Origin of the sequence: Rhodococcus sp. NPDC056960, assembly GCF_042674125.1 — a bacterium.
In the GTDB taxonomy this organism is placed as follows: domain Bacteria; phylum Actinomycetota; class Actinomycetes; order Mycobacteriales; family Mycobacteriaceae; genus Rhodococcus_F.
The window spans coordinates 151,271-168,927 of the sequence record NZ_JBHURF010000013.1 but is presented as its reverse complement, the minus strand read 5'-3'; the positions used below and the strand labels follow the sequence as shown (position 1 = coordinate 168,927).

Sequence of the window (17,657 nt, the reverse complement as noted above, 5' to 3'; positions counted from 1 at the left end):
ACGCCTACAGCCCGGCGGCCGTCGCCAGCTGAGGGAGGAACTCCCGCGGCTGCCCGAAGAGCTGGGCACTGCCGTGGGCGCGTTTGAAGTACAGCTGCGCGTCGTGTTCCCAGGTGATGGCGATGCCGCCGTGCAACTGGATGGCCTCGGCCGCGACGTGCTGCAGTGCCTCGGAGCAGTACACCTTCGCGACGACGGCGTCCTCGTGCGTCCCCGACAGCGCCGCCGCGTACGACATCGACCGGGCCGTCTCGACGAGGGCGTACATGTCTGCCATGCGATGCTTCAGCGCCTGGAACGACCCGATGGTGCGTCCGAACTGCTTGCGTGACTTGGCATACTCGACCGTCTGCTCCAGCGCCGCGGACGCCGCACCCACCTGTTCCGCCGACAACGCGACCAGCGCGATCGTGCGCAACTGCTGGACGAGGTCGGTGGGGGAGACCAGCCGACGTGCCGCGACGCCGTCGAAGGTGACCTCCGACAGCGACCGCGTCGGGTCCATCGTCGGAACGCGGGATCGACTCACACCCTCGGACGACGGATCCACCTCGAACAGGCCGTCGGCCGTGAGAACGAGGAGTACGTCCGCGACGTCGCCGCCGAGCACGTACGACGCCGTCCCCGACAGCGTCTCGCCCGCGGCGGTGACGCCGAAACCGGACCAGCCGTCCGCGCCGGCCCAGCACAGCGCGGCCACGGAGCCCGCCGCGATACCGGGCAGCAGCCGGGCGCATGCGTCGTCGTCCCCCGACAGCACCAGCGCCTGCGCGGCCAGCACGGCGCTGCCCAGCATCGGTGACGGCGTCAGCGTGCGACCCAGCTCTTCCTGCACCACATGGACTTCCAGCAGCGATGCCCCGACACCGTCGTACTTCTCGGGCACGGCGAGCGCGGCGACGCCGATCTGCTCGCACAACTTGGCCCACAGGGCGTCGTCGTACCCGCGCTCGGTGGTGATCGCCCGCCGGACCGCGGCGGAGTCGGAGTGCTTGCCCAGCAGGTCGCGGACCGATTCGCGGAGCGCGGTCCGCTCGTCGTTGTCGAAACTCATGACGCCTCCACGAGCGAATCGACGACGCGGCCGCGGTGGAACGCCGGCGTGCCCCAGGCCGTGACCAGCGCCCGGACCTTCGTGAGCCACAGCGACAGGTCGTGCTCCTGCGTGTACCCGATGGCGCCGTGCACCTGGAGGGCCACCCGTGCCGCCCGGTACGCCGCGTCGCCGCATGCCACCTTGGCCGCCGACACGTCCCGGGAACTGTCGGCCGACCCGTCCCGCACGGACAGCGCCGCGCCGTGCAGCAGCGGCCGCGACATCTCCAGCCCGACCGCCACTTCCGCGAGGTGGTGCTTGATCGCCTGGAACTGCCCGATCACCTTGCCGAACTGCTTGCGCTGCTTGGCGTAGTCGGTGGTGACGTCGAGCAGGGTCTGCCCGAGCCCCTGCAGTTGTGCCGCGGTCGCGAGGGCGCCGAGGTCGAACGCGGGCGAGAAGTCCGCGTCACCGAGTGCGTCGCCGGCGGTCAGTGGGAACAACCGTCGGGACTGGTCGACCGACGTCTGCGCCGCAGCAGGCGTACCGACGCTCACCGTCGACCCGTCGACGAGGAGGACCAGATCGGCCGAGTCGGCGTCGACGGCGAACGGCACGTGCGGTGCGGCGGCAACGGTGACGAGTGATCCGGATGCCAGCGCAGACAGGCGGTCCGGGGCGACCTGCGCGAGGAGGGCCGGTGCGACGGCGACGGTCTCGGCCACCGGGCCGGGCACCGCGTGACGTCCGAGTTGTTCGACGGCCACCACGAGGTCGACGGCGTCGGCACCGAGGCCGTCGTGCTCGTCCGCGATGAGCAGTCCGTTGATGCCGGTCTCGGCGAGGCGCTGCCACACCTTCAGGCCCGGGCCCGTGTCTCCGGTGTTCCACGACCGGATCACCGACGGCATGTCGGCCTTCGACAGCAGCGCGTCGATGCTGGACGCGAAGTCCTGATGGGAGGAGTCGAGTGTGAATCTCATCGATCCGCCTTCGGTAGGCCGAGCAGCCGCTCGGCGATCACGTTCTTCTGAATCTCGTTGGTGCCGGCGTAGATCGGACCGGACAGGGAGAACAGGTACCCGTCCATCCAGTTGTCCGCGAGTTCCGCCGAGGCGCCCTGCAGCTCGAGAGCGGCCTCGTGGGTGGCGATGTCCCACTCCGACCAGAACACCTTGTTGATCGACGATTCGGCGCCCAACTGCCCGCCGTCGGCGAGCCGGGTGACGGTGCCGAACGTGTTCAGCTGGTAGGCGCGGGCGCCGATCCAGGCGTCGGCCACCTGGTTGCGCAGCGCGGTGTCCCCGGTACGGCCGCTGTTCCGGAACAGGTCGACGAGGCGATCGACCGTCGCGAGAAACCGGCCCGGGCTGCGGAGCGACAGTCCGCGTTCGTTGGACGCCGTGCTCATCGCGACCCGCCAGCCCTCGTTGACGCCGCCGATCACCCCCGACTCGCCGGGGTTCGCGGGGTCGTCCGGGACGAACACGTCCTCGAGGAAGATTTCTGCGAATCCGGGTTCGCCGTCCAGCTGATCGATCGGCCGCACCGTGACGCCCTCCGACCGCAGGTCGAACATGAAGTACGTGATGCCCCTGTGCCGCTGCGCGTCCGGGTCGGACCGGAACAGCCCGAATCCCCAGTCGGCGAAGCTTGCCCGCGAACTCCACGTCTTCTGCCCGTTCAGCACCCAGCCGCCGTCGACGCGCCGGGCCGTGGAGCGGAGGGACGCGAGGTCGCTGCCCGACTCGGGCTCCGACCAGGCCTGCGCCCAGATGTCGTCGGCGCGGGCCATCCGCGGCATGATGCGGGCGAGCTGCTCGGGGTGCGCGTGCTCGAACAGCGTCGGGGCGAGCAGGAAGATGCCGTTCTGGCTGACGCGTCCGGGTGCCCCGGAGCGGTAGTACTCCTCCTCGAACACCACCCACTGCAACAGGGACGCGTCCCGTCCGCCGAGTTCCTCCGGCCACGACACGACCGACAGCCGGGCGTCCGCGAGGGTGCGCTCCCACGCGCGGTGTGCCTCGAAGCCGTCGGCCGTGTCCATCGACGGCAGCGGTTCGGCGGGAACGTTGTTCATCAGGAACGCACGCACCTCGTCTCGGAATGCGAGGGTGGCGTCGTCGTACTCCAGATCCACTTACTTGGCCCCGTTCTCCGAGTTGCGGGCGCTCGCCGCCATCGACTTGGCATCCATGCCGCCGAGCGGATCGGTGTCGATCTCGGCGTTGTGCGCGTGCGCGAAATGGTGCAGGCCGAAGACGGAGTCCATGCCGTTCCGCATGCCCATCTGGTCCTCGCACTGGTTGACGGCCCTCTTGGTGAGGGCGAGACCGAACCGGGGCATGGCGGCGATCCGGCCGGCGATGGCGAGGGTCTCCTGCTGCAGGTCCTCGCGGGGCACGACGCGGTTGACCATGCCCACCTCGTAGGCGCGCTGAGCCGTGAAACGGTCTCCGGTGTAGAGGATTTCCTTCGCGAACCGCGGTCCGAGCATCCATGGGTGAGCGAAATATTCGACACCGGGGATGCCCATACGTACGACTGGATCGGAGAAGAAGGCGTCGTCCGACGCGACGATGAGGTCGCACACCCACGCCAGCATGAGGCCACCGGCGATGCAGGCGCCCTGGACCATCGCGATGGTCGGCTTCGGGATCTCCCGCCACCGCCGGCACATCCCGAGATAGACCTCCATCTCGCGCGCGTACCGCTGGTCGCCGCCGGGCTTGTCGACGTGGTCCCACCACATCACGGCCTTGTTGTCGTAGTGGACGTGATGGTCGCGGCCGGGGGTGCCGATGTCGTGCCCGGCGCTGAAGTGCTTGCCGTTGCCCGCGAGGACGATCACCTTCACGTCGTCGTCCTCGACGGCACGCTCGAACGCGGCGTCGAGGGCATACGTCATCACCGAGTTCTGGGCGTTGCGGTAGTCGGGGCGATTGAGCGTCACGAATGCGACACCGTCGCGCACCTCGTAGGTGACCACGTCACCCTCGTCCGGAACCGTCATTTCTTCTCCTCACGCAGAACGTTTTTCATGACCTTCCCGGAGGGGTTCCGGGGGAGGGAGTCGACGAAGCGCACCGATCGGGGCACCTTGAAGTTGGCGAGGTGCTCCTTGCAGTACGCGATCACCGCGTCCTCGGTGACGTCGGCCTTGGTCACGATGTACGCGCGCCCGACCTCACCCATCCGGGCGTCGGGAACACCGATGACTGCAGACTCGGCGACGCCGTCGAGCCGGGCAAGAGCGTTCTCCACCTCAGCGGGATACACGTTGAATCCGCCGGAGATGTACATGTCCTTGAGGCGGTCGGTGATGTCGACGTAGCCGCGGTCGTCGAGGGTGCCGACGTCGCCGGTGTGCAGCCAGCCGTCGGCGTCGACAGTCTTGGCGGTGGCCTCCGGGTCGTCGAGGTAACCCAGCATCACGTTCTCGCCGCGGACGAGGATCTCGCCCTGGTCTCCGATGCGGACCTCCATGCCGGGGATCGCGCGACCGGAGGTCGTGGAGACGGTCACCGGGTCGTCGTCGGTGCGGCACATGGTGACCACCACCGCCTCGGTCTGCCCGTAGGCGGTGAGGACGGCGTCGAAACTCAGTTCCGACTGCATGCGTTCGACGAGCGCCACCGGAACGGCTGCGGCGCCCGTGACCGCGACCCGCAGGCTGGACAGGTCGTACTGCGGACGGTCCGGGTGGTCGAGGATCGACTGGAAGATCGTGGGGGCGCCGGGGAGCACTGTGATCTGCTCGTCGTGCACGGTCGCCATCACCTTCGGCACGTCGAACACCGCCATCGGCACCACGGTCGCGCCGTTCAGGAGGCACACGAGGAACCCGGCCTTGTATCCGAACGTGTGGAAGAAGGGATTGATGATGAGGTAGTTGTCGTCGGCGGTCACCTCCGCGCACTCACCCCACGCCCCGGCGATACCGACCGTCTGCCGGTGCGCCGACATCACGCCCTTGCTGCGTCCCGTGGTGCCCGACGTGAACATGACGTCCGAGACGTCGTCGGGGGAGACGGCCTCGGCGCGGGCGTCCGCCTCGGCCCGGGTGTCCTCGTCGGCGAGGGCGAGGAAGTCGTCGAAGTCGTACACGCCGGGTGTCGGGACGTCGCCGCCGTCGACGGGAACGCGCACGACGGTCGGCACGTCGAGGGTGCTCGACGCGTCCCGTAGCGCCGCATAGCGGTCGGCGCCGAGGAAGTTGCCCGCGACCACCAGCGCGGTGGCCTTGGTGCGGTCGAGAAGGTCGACCGCCTCGGTCGGCGTGTACCGGGTGTTGATCGGTACCAGCGTCGCACCGGCGTAGTGAATGCCGAGCGCCGCGACCACCCAGTGGTACGTATTGGGCGACCAGACGGCGACATGCGCTCCCGGCTGCACGCCCTGGGAACAGAGCGCGGCGGCGAAATCGCGGACACGGTCGTGCAGTTGTGTGAAGGTCAGACGGACGTCGCCGTCCGCCACGGCTGTGAGCTCGCCGAATTCACGTGCGGCCCGTTTCAGGGCAGACGGGGTGGTTGTCGGTTGTTCGGTCACTGGGCTCCCTACCTACCTAGCAAGTGCTTGGTAGGTTATCTTACAGACGTGGACCAGAGCGAGAGCCCGGACGGGCTGATCACCGACGACGACTTCGCGCAGACCGTCAGGACGTGGCTGAACGACAACCTCACGGGAGACTTCGCCCGGCTGAAAGGCAAGGGCGGCCCCGGCAGCGAGCACGAGTTCTTCGACGAACGGCTCGCCTGGGACCGGCACCTCGCCGCAGCGGGATGGACCTGCCTCGGCTGGCCGAAGGAATACGGCGGACGCGGCGCCACGCTCGCGCAGCAGGTCGTGTTCCATCAGGAATACGCCAGGGCGGGCGCGCCGGCGCGGGTCAGTCACGTCGGCGAGGAACTGCTCGGCCCGACGCTCATCGCGTTCGGCACCGAGGAACAGAAGCGCCGCTTCCTGCCGGGAATCAACACCGTGACGGAGCTGTGGGCGCAGGGCTACTCCGAGCCGGGCGCCGGTTCCGACCTTGCCAACGTCGCGACCACCGCCCGACGCGACGGCGACAAATGGGTGATCAACGGCCAGAAGGTGTGGACGTCCCTCGCGCACGTCGCGCAGTGGGCATTCGTCCTGTGCCGCACCGAACCGGGGTCGAAGCGGCACCAGGGCCTGAGCTTTCTGCTCGTTCCGCTCGACCAGCCCGGCGTCACGGTCCGGCCCATCCAGCAACTCACCGGCACGTCCGAGTTCAACGAGGTGTTCTTCGACGACGCCGTCACCGATGCCGATCTGGTGGTCGGGGAGCCCGGCGACGGGTGGCGGGTCGCGATGGGCCTGCTGACGTTCGAGCGTGGCGTCTCCACGCTCGGGCAGCAGATCGGGTTCGCCCGCGAACTGCAGGGCGTCGTCGACCTCGCGAAAGCGACCGGCGCCGCATCCGACCCGAACATTCGGGAGAAGATCGCGCGCGCCTGGGTCGGCCTGCGGGTGATGCGCGCGCACGCGCTGCGCACCCTCGAGGCGGTCGACGCCGGAACGTCCGGCGCGGAGGCGTCCGTCGCGAAACTGTTGTGGGCCAACTGGCACCGCGACCTCGGGCAGTTGGCCATGGAGGTGCAGGGCGCGGCATCGCTGCTCGCCCCGGCCGGACCGTCGTCCGACATCACCGACCCCGAACACCTCGAACTCGACGAATGGCAGCGGCTGTTCCTCTTCACCCGCGCCGACACCATCTACGGCGGATCCAACGAGATCCAGCGCAACATCATCTCCGAGCGCGTGCTCGGACTACCCCGAGAGGCACGACCGTGACCGACACTTCACCCCTCGCCACCGCGCCCGTCGAGACGCCGGGACACGACCTGCTGAAAGGAAAGAAGGTCGTCGTCACCGCGGCCGCAGGCACCGGCATCGGATTCGCGTCCGCACGCCGCGCCCTGCTCGAGGGCGCCGACGTCCTGGTGTCCGACTGGCACGAGCGGCGTCTGCTCGAGACCAGGGACAAACTGGCCGCCGAGTTCCCCGGGCAGGCGGTCGCGGCGCTGACGTGTGACGTGTCCAGCACGGAGCAGGTGGACGCCCTGATCGCCGGGGCCGCCGACGCGCTGGGCCGGATCGACGTCCTCGTCAACAACGCCGGACTCGGCGGCGAGACGCCGCTCGTCGACATGACGGACGAGGAGTGGGACCGCGTCCTCGACATCACACTGAACGGAACGTTCCGGGCCACCCGCGCCGCGCTCCGCTACTTCAAGGGGGTGGAGCACAACGGCGTGCTGGTCAACAACGCGTCCGTCCTCGGGTGGCGGGCCCAGCACTCGCAGGCGCACTACGCGGCGGCGAAGGCCGGCGTCATGGCGCTGACCCGGTGCAGCGCGATCGAGGCCGCGGAGTACGGCGTCCGGATCAACGCCGTCGCGCCGTCCATCGCGCGGCACGCGTTCCTGGCGAAGGTGACCAGCGAGGAACTGCTCGACAAGCTGGCGTCCGACGAGGCGTTCGGCCGGGCCGCGGAGGTGTGGGAAATCGCCGCCACCATCGCCATGCTCGCCAGCGACTACACCACCTACCTCACCGGCGAGGTCGTGTCGATCTCGTCGCAGAGGGCGTAGCCGCCCTGTGCGCCTTTTCGGTAGCTGGAACAACCAGAAAGGCGCACGGGGCCGGAGGCCCTAGCAAGCGCTTGGTTGATAGGATGGGACGATGACTCCACCCCAGGGCGCCGACGACTCGGCCAGCAAGACCGGACGCAGGGCCGAACTCCTCGACATCGCGGCCACGCTGTTCGCCGAACGCGGCCTGCGGGCCACCACCGTGCGCGACATCGCCGACGCCGCGGGCATCCTGTCGGGCAGCCTGTACCACCACTTCGATTCCAAGGAATCGATGGTCGACGAGATCCTACGGGGCTTCCTCGACGACCTGTTCAGCAAGTACCGCGAGATCGTCGCGTCCGGCCTCGACAGCCGCGCGACGCTGGAGGCGCTGGTCACCACGTCGTACGAGGCGATCGACGCGTCGCATTCGGCGGTCGCGATCTATCAGGACGAGGTGAAGCACCTCGTCGCCAACGAGCGTTTCGAATATTTGTCCGAATTGAACACCGAGTTCCGCGGGCTGTGGATGGGTGTGCTCGAGGCGGGTGTGAAGGACGGCAGCTTCCGGGCCGACATCGACGTCGAGCTCGCCTTCCGATTCCTCCGCGACACCGCCTGGGTGGCCGTCCGCTGGTACCGGCCCGGCGGCACGGTCACGGTCGACACCGTCGCCAAGCAATACCTCTCGATCGTCCTGGACGGACTTGCGAGTCCCCGATAACTGACTAGGAGTTTCACATGACCGAGGCCTACATCGTCGACGCCGTTCGCACGCCGATCGGCAAGAAGAACGGTGGCCTGTCCGGCGTGCACCCCGCTGATCTGGGTGCGCACGTCATCAAGGCCCTCGTCGAGCGCACGGGCATCGACCCGGCCGGTGTCGACGACGTCGTCTTCGGGTGCGTCGACGCGATCGGCGGGCAGGCCGGCAACATCGCCCGCACCGCGTGGCTCGCCGCCGGCTACCCGGAAGAGGTCCCCGGTGTCACCGTCGACCGGCAGTGCGGGTCCAGTCAGCAGGCCGTGCACTTCGGGGCGCAGGCGATCCTGAGCGGCACCGCCGACCTGATCGTCGCGGGCGGTGTGCAGAACATGAGCCAGATCCCGATCGCGTCGGCGATGGTCGTCGGACAGCAGTACGGATTCGACACCCCGTTCGGCGGGTCGACGGGCTGGACCGAACGCTACGGCGACCAGGAGGTGTCGCAGTTCAACGGCGCCGAACTGATCGCCGACAAGTGGGACATCAGCCGCGAGGAACTTGAACGCTGGGCGCTGCAGAGCCACGAGCGGGCGCGGACGGCCATCGCCGAGGGTCGCTTCGACCGCGAAATCGTTCCGTTCGGTGACGTGACGACGGACGAGGGTCCCCGCGAGACCAGCCTCGAGAAGATGGCGGGGCTGAAGACCCTCACCGACGGCGGACGTCTCACGGCGGCGGTGGCGAGCCAGATCTCCGACGGAGCGAGCGCGGTCCTGCTGGCCTCACCGGACGCGGTCGAGAGGTACGGACTGACGCCCCGCGCCCGCATCCACCACCTCAGCGCCCGCGGCGCCGACCCGATCTTCATGCTCAGCGCCCCGATTCCCGCCACCCGCTACGCGCTCGACAAGTCGGGCCTGAGCATCGACGACATCGACCTGATCGAGATCAACGAGGCCTTCGCGCCCGTCGTCCTCGCGTGGATCAAGGAGATCGGCGCGGACCCGTCGAAGGTCAACGTCAACGGCGGCGCGATCGCCCTCGGGCATCCACTCGGCGCCACCGGTACCAAGTTGCTGGCGACCCTCCTCAACGAACTCGAACGCACCGGCGGACGCTACGGTCTGCTGACCATCTGCGAGGGCGGCGGCACCGCCAACGCCACCGTCATCGAACGGCTGTGAGTACTTGTTAACCGCCCGCGGTTAACAAGTACTCACGGGCGCGAAGCGCTACCCTCGAAACGACAGGTGCCGAGTCCTGAACGAGGCCGTGATGCACGAGTTGGCAATCACCCAGAGTGTCGTCGACGCCGTCTGCGAAACCGCGGCGGGACGGACGGTCCGCAGCGTGCGCGTGGAGGTGGGCGCGTTGACGGCGGTGGTCGCCGATTCGATGCAGTTCTGTTTCGAACTGGTCACCGAAGGGACCGTCGCGCACGGGGCCCGCCTCGACATCGACCACACGCCGGGTGGTGCGCACTGCCGGGAATGCGGCGCCGACTTCGTGCTTACGGACCTGGTGTTGTTGTGCCCGTGCGGAAGTGCGGACGTGGAGGTCACGTCGGGCCGGGAATTGCGAATCCTCTCGATGGAAGTGAGCTGACGGATATGTGTGCCACCTGTGGATGCGGAGACGAGACCGGAACCAGAATCACGGTGCCCCACGACCACGACCACGACCACGACCACGAACACCCGCACGACCACGAACACCCGCACGACCACGAACACCCGCACGACCACGAACACCCGCACGACCACGAACACCCGCACGACCACGAGCACCCGCACACTCACGAGCACCCGACCGAGACGATCACGCTCGAGCAGAAGGTGCTGGCGAAGAACGACCTCACGGCGGAACGCAACCGCGGCTGGCTGGCCGGACGCGGGGTGCTCGCGCTGAACGTGATGAGTTCGCCGGGGTCGGGGAAGACGACGCTGCTCGAACGGACCATCGCCGACATCGGCGGGCAGCGGCCCGTGTCGGTGGTCGAGGGCGATCAGGAGACGATGCTCGATGCCAACCGCATCAAGGCGACGGGTTGTGCTGTGGTGCAAGTGAACACGGGCGCCGGATGCCATCTCGACGCCGAGATGATGCGCGACGCGCTGACCGCCCTCGACCCCGAGCCGAACTCGTTGCTGTTCATCGAGAACGTCGGCAACCTCGTCTGCCCTGCACTGTTCGATCTCGGCGAGAAGAGCAGGGTGGTGGTGATCTCGGTGACCGAGGGGACGGACAAGCCGCTCAAGTACCCGCACATGTTCGCGGCGGCGAATCTGGTGATCGTGAACAAGGCGGACCTGTTGCCGTACGTGGACTTCGACGTCGACCTGTGTACGAAATATGCCCGGTCGGTGAATCCCGACCTGCAGATGATCACGCTGTCGGCGACCACCGGCCAGGGCATTCAGCGGTGGTACGACTGGATTGCGTCTCAGTGAGACCTCTACACGACCTCGTCGCCACGCGCGGTGCGACGCGCCGGGGACCGTTGACATCCGCTCGGCGGCGGAGCTAAATAAATATCAGCGCCACGCAGGTGGGCCGACGGTCGACTCCGGTGGCGACAGGAGTTGTGTTCACTCCGGAAAGCGACCTGCCATGCCGACACAGGAAGCAATCAACGCCGAGGACACCCTGATTCACGTGCTGTGGATCAATGCGGGACTCAGTTGCGACGGCGATTCGGTGGCCTTGACAGCGGCGACGCAGCCTAGTGTCGAGGAGATTGCCCTGGGGGCCCTGCCGGGCCTGCCCAAAGTGGCCGTGCACTGGCCGCTGATCGACTTCGAAAACGGCCCGGAGGGCGGCGCCGACGACTTCCTGGAGTGGTTCTGGAAGGCGGACCGCGGTGAGCTCGAACCCTTCGTCCTGGTGGTGGAGGGCTCCATCCCCAACGAGCAACTTCACGACGAGGGCTACTGGTGCGGTTTCGGCAACAATCCCGAGACGGGCCAGCCGGTGACGACGAGCGAGTGGCTCGATCGTCTCGCACCGAAGGCGACGGCGGTCGTCGCGGTGGGGACGTGCGCGACGTACGGCGGTATCCATGCGATGGCGGGTAATCCGACCGGCGCGATGGGTGTTCCCGATTATCTCGGCTGGGACTGGAAGTCGAAGGCCGGCATCCCGATCGTCTGCGTTCCCGGGTGCCCGATCCAGCCGGACAATCTGTCGGAGACGCTGACGTATCTCCTGTACATGGCCACCGATCAGGCGCCGATGATTCCGCTCGACGACGCGTTGCGTCCGCAGTGGCTGTTCGGGGCCACGGTGCACGAGGGCTGCGACCGCGCCGGCTACTACGAGCAGGGTGATTTCGCCACCGAGTACGGGTCACCGAAGTGCATCGTGAAGCTGGGGTGCTGGGGTCCCGTCGTGAAGTGCAACGTCCCGAAGCGGGGCTGGATCAACGGTGTCGGCGGGTGCCCGAATGTGGGTGGTATCTGCATCGGGTGCACGATGCCGGGCTTCCCGGACAAGTTCATGCCGTTCATGGACGAGCCGCCGGGCGGCAGGCTGTCGACGGCCGCATCCGGGTTGTACGGGTCGGCGATCCGTAGCCTGCGCAAGATCACCAAGCACACCTTGGACCAGGAACCGCACTGGCGCAGTCGCGGTACGAAACTGACCACGGGCGCCACCCGCACCTGGTAGACCCGCTCGAGGATCCGGCGGGGCGTCCGCCGACCTCGAACCCCAGCCGTGGAGCATTGAGAGGCACGTCGATGACAACGATCATTCCGGAACCCTCGCACAAGTCCGAATCCGACGGCCTGGTCGAGATGGCGTGGGATCCGATCACGCGCATCGTGGGCAGCCTGGGTATCTACACGAAGATCGACTTCAAGCAGAAGGAAGTCGTGGAGTGCCACAGCACCTCGTCGATCTTCCGGGGCTATTCGATTTTCATGAAGGGCAAGGATCCCCGCGACGCCCACTTCATCACGAGCCGTATCTGCGGCATCTGTGGTGACAACCACGCGACGTGTTCGTGTTACACGCAGAACATGGCCTACGGTGTGAAGCCCCCGAATATCGGTGAGTGGATCGTCAACCTCGGCGAGGCCGCGGAATACATGTTCGACCACAACATCTTCCAGGAGAACCTGGTCGGTGTGGACTTTTGCGAGAAGATGGTCTCCGAGACCAATCCGGGGGTACTCGCGCAGGCCGAGAAGGCCGAGGCGCCGCACGCCGGCGAGCACGGCTACAAGACCATCGCCGACATCATGCGCTCGCTCAACCCGTTCACGGGTGAGTTCTATCGGGAGGCCCTGCAGGTCAGCCGGTGGACGCGAGAGATGTTCTGTCTCATGGAAGGTCGGCACGTGCACCCGTCCACCCTGTATCCGGGTGGTGTCGGCACGGTGGCGACGATCCAGCTGATGACCGACTACACGACGCGGCTGATGCGGTACGTGGAGTTCATGAAGAAGGTCGTGCCCATGCACGACGACCTGTTCGACTTCTTCTACGAGGCGATGCCCGGGTACGAGAAGGTCGGCCTGCGCCGCACCCTGCTCGGCTGCTGGGGGTCGTTCCAGGATCCGGCGGTGTGCAACTTCTCCTACAAGGACATGGAGAAGTGGGGGCGGGCCATGTTCGTGACACCGGGTGTCGTCGTGGGCGGCAAACTGGTGACGACGTCGCTCGTCGACATCAATCTCGGTATCCGAATCCTTTTGGGCAGTTCGTATTACGACGACTGGACCGACCAGGAAATGTTCGTGAAGAACGATCCGCTCGGCAACCCGATCGACCGCAGGCATCCGTGGAATCAGCACACCAATCCGCACCCGCAGAAACGCGACATGGAGGACAAGTACAGCTGGGTGATGTCGCCGCGGTGGTTCGACGGCACCGATCATCTCGCGCTGGACACCGGTGGCGGCCCGCTGGCCCGGCTCTGGAGCACGGCCCTCGCGGGGCTCGTCGACATCGGGTACGTCCAGTCGACGGGGCACAGCGTGAAGATCAACCTGCCGAAGACCGCGCTGAAGGGCCCGGTCGAGCTGGAATGGAAGATTCCGCAGCACGGCAGCAACACGATCGAGCGGGACCGGGCGCGGACCTACTTCCAGGCCTACGCGGCGGCGTGCGCGCTGCACTTCGCGGAGAAGGCGATCGCCGAGATCCGGGCCGGGCACACCAAGACGTGGGAGAAGTTCGAGGTCCCCGACGAGGGCATCGGCTGCGGCTTCACGGAGGCGGTGCGCGGAGTCCTGTCGCACCACATGGTGATTCGCGACGGCAAGATCGCGAACTACCACCCGTATCCACCGACCCCGTGGAACGCGAACCCCCGGGACAGCTTCGGGACACCGGGACCGTACGAGGACGCGGTGCAGGGCCAGCCGATCTTCGAGGAGAACGACCGCGAGCACTTCAAGGGGATCGACATCATGCGGACCGTCCGCAGTTTCGATCCGTGCCTGCCGTGCGGCGTGCACATGTACCTGGGTGAGGGAAAGACGCTGGAGAAGTTGCATTCGCCCACCCAGTCCGTGACCGGCGAGTGACGAGGGACGCATGGAGAGTGCTGGATCGGAGACGTGGGGGAGTGACGCAGTAGAGGAAGCCCCCGATCGGTGGCGGACAGCCGGCGATCGCATCGACAGCCTGCTGGACGCGAGTTCGACAGGCGGGTCGGTGGCGCGTGAGCGTGCCGAACAACTGGTCCGCGAGGTCGTCGAACTGTACGGCGCCGGGTTGGAGCGGATCCTCGAGATCATCGGCGACCGCGACGACGACCTCGTCGACAGGCTGGCCGCCGACGAACTCGTGGCCAGCCTGCTGCTGGTCAACGGACTTCATCCGCACGACGTCGAGACGAGGGTGGCCACCGCACTCGACAGCGTCCGCCCGTACCTGGGGTCCCACGGCGGTGACGTAGAACTGCTCGGCGTGATGGACGGGGTGGTGCGGCTGCGGCTGACCGGGAGCTGTCAGAGCTGCCCGTCGTCGGCGGTGACGCTGGAACTCGCGGTCAAGGACGCGGTCCTCGCCGCGGCACCGGAAACCGTCGACATTGAGGTGGTGGGTGCGACACCCGCGGCCGGATCCGGGCTGATCGCCGCGGAATCGCTCTTCTCCCATGTGCATTCGGAGGGTTCGGACGGAACCGGTGGTACCGGGACGTGGGTGTCGGCTCCCGAACTCGAGGAGCTCACGCCGGGCGAGGTCGCCGGGTTCTCCGTGGCCGGGTTGCCGATCCTGGTGTGCCGGATCGGGGAGCAGCTGTTCGCGTACCGGGACCGGTGCGCCGCCTGCACCCGTTCACTGGCCGGCGCCACCCTGCAGCGGAAGGCGGGCGGGCAGGTCGGGGACGCGGTGCTGCGCTGCCCGTCGTGCCGGGCGCACTTCGACCCCCGCCGTGCGGGTCTCCGGCTGGACGGCGACGCCGACGCCGAGCCACTGGCGCCGCTTCCGGTCCTCGTCCGCGACGGCGTCGTCTCCGTCGCGGTGCCCGCCGCGGAGGTGGCGTGATGAGCCCGTCGGGTAACGGGCTGCGGATTCTGCAGCGCATCGCGTCCGAGCGGCCGAAACCGGTGGTCGGGGAGCGGTGCGACATGTGCGCCGAACCGATCGCCGACGCCCATCAGCACGTGGTCAACGTGCAGGACCGGCAGCTCATGTGCGTGTGCCGTGGGTGCTATCTGCTGTTCACCGACGAGAACGCCGAACTGCGCTTCCGGGCCGTCCCGGAACGCTACCTGTCGTTTCCGAATTTCGACCTCGCACCCGGACGCTGGGACGAATTGGAGATCCCCGTCGGGCTCGCGTTCGTGTTCCGGAACTCGCTGCTGGCCAAGACCGTCGCGTTCTATCCGGGCCCGGCGGGCGCCACCGAATCGGAGCTTCCGCTCGACGCCTGGGACGGTGTGCTCGCCGCGAATCCGGCGCTCGGCCAGCTCGCCGCCGATACCGAGGCGCTGTTGCTGAGGGTTCCCGAGCACGGCGACGGCGACCCCGAGTGCTATCTCGTCCCCATCGATGCCTGCTATCAGCTGGTCGGTGAATTGCGGCAGGTGTGGCGGGGATTCGACGGCGGCCAGGACGCGCGCCGGGTCATCGACACGTTCTTCGAGACGGTGCGTACGCGTAGTCGCGTCGCGAAGGAGCCGACGTGACCGAGTTGTCGTTCCACGTCGAGGACGTGTTTCCGGAGCCGTTCGCGGTTGCGCCGAATCTCACTGCGCGCGTGGCGGTGACGGAGTCGACGGGTGCCGTCGTGCATGCGATGGCCGTCCGGTGCCAGGTGCGCATCGACCCGCAGCGCCGCCGGTACACGGACGCCGAGGCGGAGGGCCTCCTCGATCTGTTCGGGCCCCGCGAGCGGTGGACGTCGACCCTGAAACCCTTCCAGTGGATGCAGACCAGCACCGTGGCCCAGGGATTCACCGGGTCGAGCGTGGTGGAGTTGCCGCTGCCGTGCACGTACGACTTCGAGGTGACCGCCTCGAAGTATCTGCACGCCCTGGACGGCGCCGGATCGACGGTGCTGCTGGTGTTTCTGTTCAGCGGAACGGTGTTCACCCGGGGGGTCGCGGGTTTCGGGGTGGAACGAATCCCCTGGGACCGGGAGTCGACGTTCGACCTGCCGGTCGCCGTGTGGCGCGAACTCGTCCAGGCGCACTACCCGAACACGGGGTGGGTGCGTCTCGACCACGACACGCTCGCCGCGCTGGCGCGGTACAAGGCGGCGCACGGCCTGATCGGCCTCGACGTCGCCATCGCAGACCTGCTGCAGGGAGCCGGGGAGGTGATCGCGTGATCTCCCCGGCGTCCCTGCAGCGTGTGCGTGCCGTGGCCGACGCGGTGCTCTACGAGGGCTACCTGCTGTATCCGTATCGCGCGAGCTCGTCGAAGAATCAGTCGCGGTGGCAGTTCGGAGTGCTCGGGCCGCCCGGGGCGATGGAGTCGGGGGTCGGTGAGGACCCGCGGATGTCCTGCCAGACGCTGATGCGGGCCGGTGACCGTGCGGGGGTGAACGTCACCGTCCGATTCCTGCAGCTTCAGGTGCGGAGCGTCGAGCGCGCGGTCGACGGATCGCCGGACTTCGTGCCCGTCGACGAACTGACCGTCGCGGGAACGAGCTGGCTCAGCTGGGACGAGGCGGTGGAACGCGAGATCGATCTGGGCACGGTGTACCCGGCGGGGGAGCTGGAGGACTGCCGGCTCGACGTCGACGTCGAGGGTGGTGTGGACGTCGAGGAGCTGCGGGAGGCGGACGGGACCGTCGCCGGGCGCGTGGTGCGGACCCGGTGGCCGCTGCGCGCGGTCGTGCGGGTGGGCAGCGACCGGCACGGCGGACTGGACCTGCTGCGGGTATCGACCGCGAACGTGAAGATCGACGCAATCGGCACGTGGTCGAAGGATTCGGCCATCCGGCACTCGTTGATCGGGGCGCACCTGATCCTGGCGGCCGAGAACAGCGAATTCGTCTCGCTCCTCGAGCCTCCCGCCGAGGCCGAGCAATTGGCGAGCACGTGTGTGCAGCACCGGTGCTACCCCGTGCTCGCCGGCTTGCCGGGGGAGTCGGACCTGGTACTGGTGTCACCGATCATCCTGTACGACCACCCCGAGGTGGCCGAGCAGAGCGACGGAGCCCTGTTCGACGCCACCGAGATCGACGAGATCCTCACCCTCCGCGTCATGACGCTCACCGAAGAGGAGAAGCGGCAGGCCCGCGCCACCGACCCGCTGGCCGCCCAGATCATCGACCGCTGCGAGCAGATGTCGCCGGCGACGCTCGCCCAGATGCACGGCGTGCTGCGAAACCCGCACTTCCCGGACCCCGACGTCGCCGAGCGCGGCCTGCCCGACATGGGGCTCGTCCCGGAACTGACCGACGACGTGCCGTGGTGGGACCCGGACGCCGACACCGCCGTCCGTCCCGACGTCGACGGCGTCATCGTGAACGGGGTCCGGGTGGCGAAGGGCACCGTGGTGCGGATCCACCCGTCGCGCCGGGCCGATGCCCAGGACCTCTTCTTCGCGGGACAGCTGGCTCGGGTCGTGACCGTGCACGCCGACGTGGACGGCGGCACTCACGTCGGCGTCGTCATGATCGACGACCCCGCCTCGGAGTTGCACGAATGGTACGGACGGTATCTGTACTTTGCCCCGGACGAGGTGGAGCCCGTATCGGCCGACACCGGAAAGGATGAACAATCATGAAGATTCTCGGAGAGGCCACCACCGCTGCGCTGGCGTTGGTCGCGGTCGCCGGAGTGGCGGTCGCCATCATCTCGATTCCCGACATCAAGCGATATCTGCGTATGCGGCAGATGTGAGCTGC

The 17,657-nt window shown here is 67.8% G+C and carries 18 protein-coding genes; 13 read left to right on the top strand and 5 right to left on the bottom strand.

Annotated features, from left to right (window positions below):
* Positions 1-4: 4 nt before the first annotated feature.
* Genes ACFTWF_RS21855 through fadD3 form a run of 5 tightly spaced genes read right to left on the bottom strand, consistent with a single transcriptional unit; the run spans position 5 to position 5,587 of the window.
* Positions 5-1,054, bottom strand: a complete 1,050-nt coding sequence (locus tag ACFTWF_RS21855) for an acyl-CoA dehydrogenase family protein (protein ID WP_378463268.1) — start codon at positions 1,052-1,054, stop codon at positions 5-7.
* On the bottom strand, positions 1,051-2,019 hold the full coding sequence (locus tag ACFTWF_RS21850; protein WP_378463267.1) for an acyl-CoA dehydrogenase family protein: 969 nt from the start codon (positions 2,017-2,019) through the stop codon (positions 1,051-1,053). Before ACFTWF_RS21850 ends, ACFTWF_RS21855 begins: the two co-directional genes overlap by 4 nt.
* Positions 2,016-3,176, bottom strand: coding sequence for an acyl-CoA dehydrogenase family protein (locus ACFTWF_RS21845; protein ID WP_378463266.1), 1,161 nt, complete (start codon positions 3,174-3,176; stop codon positions 2,016-2,018). Before ACFTWF_RS21845 ends, ACFTWF_RS21850 begins: the two co-directional genes overlap by 4 nt.
* Positions 3,177-4,049, bottom strand: a complete 873-nt coding sequence (locus ACFTWF_RS21840) for an enoyl-CoA hydratase (RefSeq protein ID WP_378463265.1) — start codon at positions 4,047-4,049, stop codon at positions 3,177-3,179.
* On the bottom strand, positions 4,046-5,587 hold the full coding sequence (gene fadD3, locus ACFTWF_RS21835) for a 3-[(3aS,4S,7aS)-7a-methyl-1,5-dioxo-octahydro-1H-inden-4-yl]propanoyl:CoA ligase (RefSeq protein ID WP_378463264.1): 1,542 nt from the start codon (positions 5,585-5,587) through the stop codon (positions 4,046-4,048). The genes ACFTWF_RS21840 and fadD3 overlap by 4 nt, the downstream gene beginning before the upstream one ends.
* 48 nt (positions 5,588-5,635) lie before the next feature.
* Here fadD3 and ACFTWF_RS21830 point away from each other — a divergent pair, with 48 nt between their 5' ends.
* From ACFTWF_RS21830 to ACFTWF_RS21770, 13 genes are all read left to right on the top strand, one after another.
* Complete coding sequence (locus ACFTWF_RS21830) at positions 5,636-6,856, top strand: acyl-CoA dehydrogenase family protein (protein ID WP_378463263.1); 1,221 nt, start codon at positions 5,636-5,638, stop codon at positions 6,854-6,856.
* Complete coding sequence (locus ACFTWF_RS21825) at positions 6,853-7,656, top strand: SDR family oxidoreductase (RefSeq protein WP_185727547.1); 804 nt, start codon at positions 6,853-6,855, stop codon at positions 7,654-7,656. Before ACFTWF_RS21830 ends, ACFTWF_RS21825 begins: the two co-directional genes overlap by 4 nt.
* A 91-nt stretch (positions 7,657-7,747) precedes the next feature.
* Positions 7,748-8,362 (top strand): TetR/AcrR family transcriptional regulator, encoded by a 615-nt coding sequence (locus tag ACFTWF_RS21820; protein WP_378463262.1) that lies wholly within the window; start codon positions 7,748-7,750, stop codon positions 8,360-8,362.
* Between the two features lie 17 nt (positions 8,363-8,379).
* Complete coding sequence (locus ACFTWF_RS21815) at positions 8,380-9,528, top strand: acetyl-CoA C-acetyltransferase (RefSeq protein ID WP_378463261.1); 1,149 nt, start codon at positions 8,380-8,382, stop codon at positions 9,526-9,528.
* Between the two features lie 91 nt (positions 9,529-9,619).
* Positions 9,620-9,949, top strand: a complete 330-nt coding sequence (locus tag ACFTWF_RS21810) for a hydrogenase maturation nickel metallochaperone HypA (protein WP_378463260.1) — start codon at positions 9,620-9,622, stop codon at positions 9,947-9,949.
* A gap of 5 nt (positions 9,950-9,954) precedes the next feature.
* The gene (hypB, locus tag ACFTWF_RS21805) at positions 9,955-10,794 is read left to right on the top strand and encodes a hydrogenase nickel incorporation protein HypB (RefSeq protein WP_378463259.1); all 840 of its coding nucleotides are present in this window, start codon (positions 9,955-9,957) and stop codon (positions 10,792-10,794) included.
* 160 nt (positions 10,795-10,954) lie between these two features.
* Positions 10,955-12,010, top strand: a complete 1,056-nt coding sequence (locus tag ACFTWF_RS21800; protein WP_378463258.1) for a hydrogenase expression protein HypE — start codon at positions 10,955-10,957, stop codon at positions 12,008-12,010.
* Positions 12,011-12,081: 71 nt separating this feature from the next.
* Positions 12,082-13,875 (top strand): nickel-dependent hydrogenase large subunit, encoded by a 1,794-nt coding sequence (locus ACFTWF_RS21795; protein WP_378463257.1) that lies wholly within the window; start codon positions 12,082-12,084, stop codon positions 13,873-13,875.
* A gap of 10 nt (positions 13,876-13,885) precedes the next feature.
* A complete protein-coding gene (locus ACFTWF_RS21790; RefSeq protein ID WP_378463256.1) occupies positions 13,886-14,842 on the top strand; it encodes a NifU family protein in 957 nt (318 codons plus the stop codon).
* Positions 14,842-15,486 carry a DUF5947 family protein gene (locus ACFTWF_RS21785; RefSeq protein ID WP_378463255.1) on the top strand — a complete coding sequence of 215 codons (645 nt, stop codon included), beginning with the start codon at positions 14,842-14,844 and terminating at the stop codon, positions 15,484-15,486. The genes ACFTWF_RS21790 and ACFTWF_RS21785 overlap by 1 nt, the downstream gene beginning before the upstream one ends.
* Entirely contained in the window at positions 15,483-16,130 is a 648-nt protein-coding gene (locus ACFTWF_RS21780) for a DUF6084 family protein (protein WP_378463254.1), read from the top strand. The genes ACFTWF_RS21785 and ACFTWF_RS21780 overlap by 4 nt, the downstream gene beginning before the upstream one ends.
* On the top strand, positions 16,127-17,536 hold the full coding sequence (locus tag ACFTWF_RS21775) for a hypothetical protein (RefSeq protein WP_378463253.1): 1,410 nt from the start codon (positions 16,127-16,129) through the stop codon (positions 17,534-17,536). Before ACFTWF_RS21780 ends, ACFTWF_RS21775 begins: the two co-directional genes overlap by 4 nt.
* Positions 17,533-17,652 (top strand): DUF6893 family small protein, encoded by a 120-nt coding sequence (locus tag ACFTWF_RS21770; protein WP_378463252.1) that lies wholly within the window; start codon positions 17,533-17,535, stop codon positions 17,650-17,652. Before ACFTWF_RS21775 ends, ACFTWF_RS21770 begins: the two co-directional genes overlap by 4 nt.
* Positions 17,653-17,657: the final 5 nt, after the last annotated feature.